At 75.6% G+C, this 7,564-nt stretch carries 9 protein-coding genes; 3 read left to right on the top strand and 6 right to left on the bottom strand.

Annotated features, from left to right (window positions below; genetic code table 11):
• Positions 1–70 precede the first annotated feature (70 nt).
• On the bottom strand, positions 71–697 hold the full coding sequence (locus ACFVN3_RS15250; RefSeq protein WP_378233757.1) for a TetR/AcrR family transcriptional regulator: 627 nt from the start codon (positions 695–697) through the stop codon (positions 71–73).
• Between the two features lie 55 nt (positions 698–752).
• Between ACFVN3_RS15250 and ACFVN3_RS15245 the strand changes: the two genes are divergently transcribed.
• On the top strand, positions 753–2,180 hold the full coding sequence (locus ACFVN3_RS15245) for a DHA2 family efflux MFS transporter permease subunit (protein WP_378233756.1): 1,428 nt from the start codon (positions 753–755) through the stop codon (positions 2,178–2,180).
• A gap of 144 nt (positions 2,181–2,324) precedes the next feature.
• Here the strand turns inward: ACFVN3_RS15245 and ACFVN3_RS15240 are convergent, their stop codons facing one another.
• The 5 genes from ACFVN3_RS15240 to ACFVN3_RS15220 form a co-directional block, all read right to left on the bottom strand.
• A complete protein-coding gene (locus ACFVN3_RS15240) occupies positions 2,325–2,822 on the bottom strand; it encodes an SRPBCC family protein (protein WP_378233755.1) in 498 nt (165 codons plus the stop codon).
• 77 nt (positions 2,823–2,899) lie between these two features.
• Entirely contained in the window at positions 2,900–3,841 is a 942-nt protein-coding gene (locus ACFVN3_RS15235) for a hypothetical protein (RefSeq protein WP_378233754.1), read from the bottom strand.
• 39 nt (positions 3,842–3,880) lie between these two features.
• A complete protein-coding gene (locus tag ACFVN3_RS15230) occupies positions 3,881–4,381 on the bottom strand; it encodes an OsmC family protein (protein ID WP_378233753.1) in 501 nt (166 codons plus the stop codon).
• Between the two features lie 177 nt (positions 4,382–4,558).
• Positions 4,559–5,329, bottom strand: a complete 771-nt coding sequence (locus ACFVN3_RS15225) for an NAD(P)/FAD-dependent oxidoreductase (RefSeq protein WP_378233761.1) — start codon at positions 5,327–5,329, stop codon at positions 4,559–4,561.
• Entirely contained in the window at positions 5,218–5,964 is a 747-nt protein-coding gene (locus tag ACFVN3_RS15220) for an NAD(P)/FAD-dependent oxidoreductase (RefSeq protein WP_378233752.1), read from the bottom strand. Before ACFVN3_RS15220 ends, ACFVN3_RS15225 begins: the two co-directional genes overlap by 112 nt.
• 153 nt (positions 5,965–6,117) lie before the next feature.
• Here ACFVN3_RS15220 and ACFVN3_RS15215 point away from each other — a divergent pair, with 153 nt between their 5' ends.
• Together ACFVN3_RS15215 and ACFVN3_RS15210 are read left to right on the top strand one after the other, a co-directional pair.
• The gene (locus tag ACFVN3_RS15215; RefSeq protein WP_378233751.1) at positions 6,118–6,546 is read left to right on the top strand and encodes a MerR family transcriptional regulator; all 429 of its coding nucleotides are present in this window, start codon (positions 6,118–6,120) and stop codon (positions 6,544–6,546) included.
• Complete coding sequence (locus ACFVN3_RS15210; RefSeq protein WP_378233750.1) at positions 6,543–7,559, top strand: aldo/keto reductase; 1,017 nt, start codon at positions 6,543–6,545, stop codon at positions 7,557–7,559. Before ACFVN3_RS15215 ends, ACFVN3_RS15210 begins: the two co-directional genes overlap by 4 nt.
• The last annotated feature ends 5 nt before the right edge of the window (positions 7,560–7,564 follow it).

Raw genomic sequence — 7,564 nt, 5'->3', positions numbered from 1 at the left:
CTCCCCACCCGCAGCCGTGGGTGGGGAGCGACCCCGGGTTCGGCGTCTCCGCGCCTGCCGACCTGCGGGCTCAGCTCTTGCGCGGGCCGAACGCCGCGAGGAACGTGTCGACGCCGTCGTCGATCGTGCCGCGCAGCTCTCCCGGGTCGAGCACGCGCGACCCGTACCCGCTCGTGACGAGCGCGTCGTCGGCGACGAGCGCGAGGAGCTGGCGCGCGGCACGCCGGGGGTCGCGCACGCGCAGCCGGCCGGCCGCCCCGAGCTGGGCGAGCTTGCCGGCGAGCCGGTCGATCGTGCGCTCCCGACTGCCACTGCTGACCTCGTCGACGACCTCCGGGAAGCGTGCCCGCTCGCCGAGCTGGAGCCGGATCACGGCGGCGCCGTCGTCGTGCGTCACGCATCCGACGAGGGCGTCGCCGAGGCGCGTCAGCTCGCCCCGCAGGTCGTCGCCGTCGAGGTCGATCGCGTCGATCACGGCGTCCACGCGCTCGTTCGCGCGCCGCGCGCCGCGGCGCAGGGTCTCGACGAACAGCGTGGCCTTGTCGCCGAAGTGGCTGTAGACGGTCGGCTTCGCGACGCCCGCGACCCGCGCGATCTCGTCGATGTTGCCGCCGTCGTAGCCGTCGCGGGAGAACACCTCGAGCGCGGCATCGAGCATCGCCTCGCGGCGGTCGGTGCGGGGCGGGACGGTAGCCATGGGTCCGATCCTACCGGGGGGTTGTGCAGACTGAACTCGTGCGTATAGTGAACGCATGAGTTCAGTAGAGACAACCGCAGAGTTCACCACCCGGTCGCCCGGCGCGACGAGCTCCGGCGCCGGCATCGTGCTCCTCACCGCGGGCGGGGTGCTCGCCCTGCTCGCCACGACGATCGTCGGGTCCACGGTCCCCGCGCTGTCGGCCGAGCTCGGCGCGGGAGCGTCGGTCCACTGGGTCACGACGGCCTACCTCCTCGCGACCGCCGTCGCGATCCCGCTCGGCGGGTGGGCGAGCCTCCGGTTCGGGGTGCGTGCCACGTGGCTCGTCGGGCTGTCGGTGTTCGTCGTCGGCGCGACGGCGGCGGCGCTCGCCCCCGACCTGGGAACCCTGGTGGTCGCCCGCGGCGTCCAGGGGCTCGGGGGCGGTGCGCTCGAGCCGCTCATGCTCACCGCCGTCGCGCGCGCTGCCGGACCGGCGCGGATGGGCCGGGTCATGGGGGTCGTCGCGGCGGCGATGTCGATCGGGCCCCTCGCCGGTCCGGTGCTCGGTGGCGTCGCCGCGGACACGGTGGGCTGGCGGTGGTCCCTCGGCCTGGTCGCCGTGCTCGGCGTGGCCGTGCTCGTCGGGTCGGTCGTCACGGTGCGCGACGCCGAGCGGACGCCCGTCCGCCTCGACGTCCTGGGCCTCGCGCTCCTCGCGACCGCGACGTCGACCGCGCTCGTCGCGCTCTCCCGCGGGGCCCAGGCCGGAGTCGACGCGCGCCTCGCCGGGCTCGTCGCCCTGGCGGTGCTCGGCTTCGCCGGCTTTGTGCTCGTCGCACGACGGCGCGGCGCGGGAGCGATCGTCGACCTCGGGACGTTCCGGTACCCGGGCTTCGCCCCGGGGATCGCGATCATGGCGCTGCTGGGCCTGTCGATCTACCCGCTCTTCTTCGGGCTGCCGCAGTACCTCGTGAGCGTCGCCGGGCTCTCCGCGTCGGTGGCCGGTGCGATGCTCGTGCCGTACGCCGTCGGGACCCTCGTCGCGATGCCCGTGGCCGGGCGGCTGAGCGACCGGCTCGGTGCTCCGCGCCCGGTCGCCGCCGGGGCTCTCGTCGCCCTGGTCGGCGCGGTCCTGCTCGTGACGAGCGGGTCGTCGACCCCGTTCGTCGTGTTCGTCCTCGCGTCCCTCGCCATCGGGCTCGGGCTCGGGTCGATCGGCAGCCCGACCGTCTCCGCGGTCTACCGCGCGCTGCCCGTCCCGCTCGTGCCCTCGGGCAGCACCGTGCTCTTCATCGGCAACCAGCTCGGCGGGGCGCTCGGGGTGGCGGTGCTCGCGGCGATCCTCGGCGCCTCCGGAGGGGCCGACGCCGGCGGGTGGCCCGCGGCGGCCGGCGCCACGCCGTTCTGGCTCGCGGTCGTCGCCGCGCTCCTCGTCGCCGCACTGGCGCCGGCCCTGCGCTCGCCCGCACCGTCGTCGTCGGACGGCCGCCCGGCCGTGTGACGGTCCGCGACCGCGGAACCGGGGGTCTCATGGCACACGGTGCCACCGTCGGCCGCGACCCCGGGTTCGGCACACGCGGGCGACGGGCGGCGCAACCGGCGTTCTACCTCAGGAACCAGGGTTCTACGTGGGCGGACCGGGGCTCTACTTCGGCAGTCGGCGGAGAAGGGTGGTCTCGAGGCGGCGCAACGACGTGCGCATCATCCAGCGCAGCGCGAGGCCGACGAGCGGTGCGGTGACGGCCCGGGGGAGCGGGCCGGCGAGGTATGCCTCCTCCCACCACACGACGCGGCAGCGACCGCGGCCGAGCGGGACGACGTCGAACCCCGCGTCGCCGAGCAGCACAGGCCCGAGCTTGTGCACGCGCGTGCTCCCGGTCCGACCCGCCGCGACCGAGGGGCGGTCGAGCGCCTCGACGACCATGCGGTCCGTGAACCCGCGGCCCGTGCGACGGGCGGAGGGCCCGCTCACCATCGTGAAACGGTCGCCGACCTCCGGGCCGCGCGCGGCAGGGGTGGCCACGACCGTGAGCGGGATCCAGCGCGGGTGCGTGCGCGGGTCCGCGACCCACGCGAACGCGACCGTCGCGTCGACGTCGAGCTCGCGCGCCACGGCGACGCGCCGTACGAGCCACCCCCGCACGCAACCGCCGTGGCCGGCTGCGTCACCACGGTCGCCGTCGCCCGGGTCGGCGGCGGGGGAGGCGCCCGGTGTCGAGGTCACTCCGTGTCGCGCGCGGGGGAGTGGCTCCGTCGCCCGCGCCCGGGCAGGAGGCGACGGCGACGCCGGGGGCTCGTCGCGTCGTCGGGCACGGGGACGAGCCGCGGCGGCGCGTCCTCGACGGGCGACTCGACGACCTCCAGGAGCCGCCCGAACACCGACGGCGGCGGCCCGAACGCGCGCCGGGACTGGCCGATCACGCCGTGCCCGAGCGCGCGTGCCCCCGCGACGCCCACGACGGCCCCGATGCCGAACGGGACGAGCCGCCCGATCGCGAGGCCGGACTGCTTGGCGAGCTGCGTGCGCAGGAAGCGGTTGCCGAGCGCCTTGTTCACCTTGACGAGCGTCCCGGCGGGCATGCTCGTGAGCAGGACCTTGCCCCACGCGAGGCCCGACCCCTGCGTCGCGCGCTCGACGTCGCGCGCGCCCTTCTCGCCGAGCACCGTGGCGAGGAGGAGGGCGCGGCGGCGCGCGACGTCGTCCACGGCGATCCCGTGCACGTCCGCCACCGCGAGCGCGAACGCCGCCGACGACGCGAAGAACGTCGCGATGTCGCTCGACGTCAGCGCGATCCCGACGCCCGTCCCGACCGCCGGGAACGCCGCCGCCGCACCGACGGCGCCGCCCGCGGCCTGGATGACGAGCAGGTACTCGCGCTCGAGGATCCGCACGATCTGCGCGGGGCTCGCCTCCGGGTTCCGCCGGCGCACGCCGTCCACGTGGGCCCGGATCACGTGGGACGGGATCGTCACGGCTTTGTCGAGCGCCGCGTCGAGCAGCGGCGTGGGCCGGTAGGCGGCCCAGTCCGTCGCGTCGACGGGCGCGTCCTGCGGCGCCTGGACGGCGCGCTGACCACGCCGCGCGACGGCGTCCGACGTCGGGCCCCGCTGGGGGTCCCATGTCCCGTAGTCCGGCGTACCGGACGGCTGCTCGTGCGCCATCACGCCTCCCGTCGTCGGTCGGGCCTCACGGCCCGGTCATCACTCGACGCTGCCGCCCGGCTGCTGGAACACCGTGTGCACGGTCGCGCCGGCCTTGATCGTCCGTCCCACTGTGCAGGTCTTCTCGATCGCCCGCTCGGCGACCGTGAGCAGGCGCTCGCGCGCCTCGTCGTCGAGCGAGGACAGGTCGATCTCGAACCGCTCCGTGATCTCGGGGTAGCGGTCCTCGGGCAGGTCCTTGACGCCCTCGGCGTGGATCGTCACCGCGTAGTCGTCGCCCAGGCGGCGTGCGAACGTGCGGTCCGAGCTCATGCCCGCGCACGCGGCCAGCGCGATCTTCAGCAGCTCGCCCGGCGTGAAGACCGCGCCCTCGCTCGCCGGGCCGATGAGCACCTGCGCGCCGCGCGCGGAGTAGCCCGTGTACGTGCGCACGCCCGTGCGCTCGACCCACAGGGCATCCGTGGGCGACGGCGACGACGGGGCGATCTCGTCGATACCCGTCTGCGGCGGCGGCGGCGTGGTGGCTGGCTCGGTCGTCATGCGTCGATCCTCGCACTCGTGCGGTGCCGGTGTGCTCGGCGCCCACCGGTCGGTCGCCCGGACAACGCGGACGGCGGTCGCGTGATTCCCCTGTCGCTCTCCGCGCTCCTCGGCGCCACTCGGCGTAGCCGTCCGGGTCCGTCGGTCGGGGCGGGCCGACGGACCCGGACGGCGGTCTCAGGCCGCGCGGAGAGGTTCCGGCGCGGCGGGTTCCGGTGCAGGCTGCACCGGCGCCGTGGTGGCGCTCGTGGTGGCGGCGGTCGCCGTCGCCCCGGCGACGAACGCCTCGCGCGGGCGCTGCACCGCGGCGAGCGAGACGACGTCGCGCCCGAACAGGGCACCTGTCGCCCACACGGCGAGCACGCGGGCCGTGCGCTCCCAGGTCGGGATCGCGAGCACGTGATACCCGCGGTGCATGAGCCACGCGAGGCGCCCGCGCACCACGAGCCGGCGGTACTCGAACACGCCCGAGCCGAGGCCGAGCGTCGCCACGACGCCGAGGCTGCCGTGCACGTACGGCCGCGTGGCCCGACCGTGCCGGGCCGCGACGAGGTTGCGCGCCAGGCGCCGGCCCTGCCGCACGGCGTGCTGGGCGTTCGGGACCGTGAGCGCGCCCGGCCGGGGGACCGCGAGGTCGGGCACGGCGGCGCCGTCGCCCGCGGCCCACGCGTCGGGGACTGTGTCGTCCACGGTGCCGACCCGCAGGTCGGGCCGCGTGACGAGGTAGCCGCGCGCGTCCACCGGCAGGTCCGTGTGCGTCGCGACGACGGGGTTCGCCGCGTTGCCAGCCGTCCACACGAGCAGCCCCGTGGCGAACGACTCGCCGGTCGAGAGCGTCACGACCCCGCCCTCGGCCGACACGAGCCCGGCCTCCAGGTGCACGTGCGCACCCCGCCGTTCGAGCTCGCGCACGACCCACCGCCCCGGACGCTCCGTGACCTCCGGCAGGATGCGCGGGTTGCGCTCGACGAGGTGGAACCGCAGCTCTGACGGGTCGATCTCGGGTAGACGCGCGTGAGGTCGTGCGCGAGCGACAGGAGCTCGGCGAACCCCTCGACGCCCGAGAACCCGCCGCCCACGAACGTCACCGTGAGCAGCCGCTCCCGCTCGGGCCCGGCGGGCAGGCTCGCCGCGCGGTCGAACGACGTGAGCAGCCGGTCGCGGATCGCGACGGCCTCCTCGACGTGCTTCATGCCGATCGCGTGCTCGGCGACGCCCGGCACGGGGAACACGCGCGTCACGGCGCCGGCCGTGACGACGACCGTGTCGTACGCGAGGTCGTACGGCTCGCCCGAGCGCGGCCGCACGACGACGGCGCGGCGCGCGTGGTCCACGCGCTCGACCGTCCCGTCGACGAGGCGTGTGCGGTGCAGGTGGCTGCGGTGCGCGACCGCGGCGTGCCGCGCCTCGACCGACCCCGCGACGACCTCCGGCAGGAACGGCTGGTAGGTCATGTACGGGCGCGGGTCGACGAGAACCACCTCGACCTCGCCGCGGCGCAGCTCGCGCCGCAGGCGCTTCTCGAGCTCCCGGGCCGCCGTGAACCCGGCGTAGCCCCCACCGACGACGACGATGCGTTCCATCACTGCCTCCTGTGACGTGAGCGTGCCGGGCGCCTGGTGCGCCCTTCCGGCGCGCTCACCCTGTCGACCGGGCGGAGAACCGTTCCGTGACATGACGTGCGTCACGCTGGCTCCCCTTGACCTGGAGCGCGCTCCAGGTCGCATGCTCGAGGCATGTCCGAGCTGCTGATCCCCGCCCCACCCGTCGAGGTGCCGCCCGAGGGCCTGTCCATCGGCGACGCGGCGCGCGCCGTCGGGCTGAGCGTCGACACGCTCCGGTACTACGAGAAGGAGGGGCTGCTGCTCGATCCCGCGCCGCGCGACGGCGGCGGGCGACGCCGCTACGGCCCGCACGACGTCGCGTGGCTCGCCGGGCTCGTCATGCTCCGCGAGACGGGGATGTCGATCGCGGACGTGCGCGTCATGGCGGACCTCAGCCGCCGGGCGGGCACCGAGGCCGAGCGCCTCGTCGTCCTCGAAGGCCACCGCGAGCGCGTGCTCGCCGAGCTCGAGCGCACGCGCCGCCACCTCGCGGCCCTCGACGCCAAGATCGCGTCGTACCGCCGCGCCACCACCGACAGCGACCAGGAGGTCCCCCGATGACCACTCCCACCGACCGCCCCGCCGCGACCCGTCCGCCCGTCGTCGCGCTCGGCGGCGGCCTGCAGGTCTCCGCGATCGGCCTCGGCGCGATGGGCATGAGCGCGTTCTACGGGCCCACGGATGAGGCGGAGGCGGTCGCGACGCTCCGTCACGCCGTCGACGTCGGCGTGACGTTCCTCGACACCGCCGAGGCGTACGGGCCGTTCGAGAACGAGAAGCTTCTCGGGCGCGCGCTCGGCGACCGGCGCGACGAGGTCGTGCTCGCGACCAAGGCCTCGGCGGAGACGGACGACGACGGCACGGTCCACGGGCGCAACGGCACGCCCGAGTACATCCGCCGCGCGGCCGACCGCTCGCTGCGTCACCTCGGCACCGACGTGATCGACCTCTACTACCTGCACCGGGCCGACCCCGCCGTGCCGATCGAGGAGTCCGTGGGCGCGATGTCCGAGCTCGTCGCCGCCGGCAAGGTCCGTCACCTCGGGCTGTCGGAGGTGTCGGTCGAGACGATCCGGCGCGCGCACGCCGTCCACCCGCTCGCGGCCGTGCAGTCGGAGCTCTCGCTCTTCTCCCCGGACGTGCTGCGCAACGGCGAGAAGGCCGTCATGGACGAGCTCGGCATCGGGTTCGTCGCGTTCTCCCCGCTCGGGCGCGGCGTGCTCACGAGCAGCGTGCGCAGCCTCGACGACCTCGCGCCCGACGACGCGCGTCGCGGCCTGCCCCGGTTCCAGCCCGACGCGTTCGCCGCCAACCTGCGGCTCGTGGACAGCGTGCGCGAGATCGCCGCGGAGCGGGGCGCGACGGAGGCGCAGGTCGCGCTCGCGTGGGTCGTCGCCCAGGGCGCGGTACCCATCCCCGGGACGCGGCGGCGCGAGCGGCTCGACGAGAACGCCGCGGCGGCAGGACTGGAGCTCACCCCCGTCGACCTGCGCCGGCTCTCCGACGCCGTTCCGCAGGACGAGGTCGCGGGCCACCGGGACTACGCGCCGACGCCCGCGGGTCGGGACCGCTGAGCCTC

The organism is Cellulosimicrobium sp. NPDC057862, from assembly GCF_042797035.1.
Classification (GTDB): domain Bacteria; phylum Actinomycetota; class Actinomycetes; order Actinomycetales; family Cellulomonadaceae; genus Cellulosimicrobium.
The sequence above is the reverse complement of the archived record's forward strand: the minus strand, read 5'-3'. Positions and strand labels throughout refer to the sequence as shown.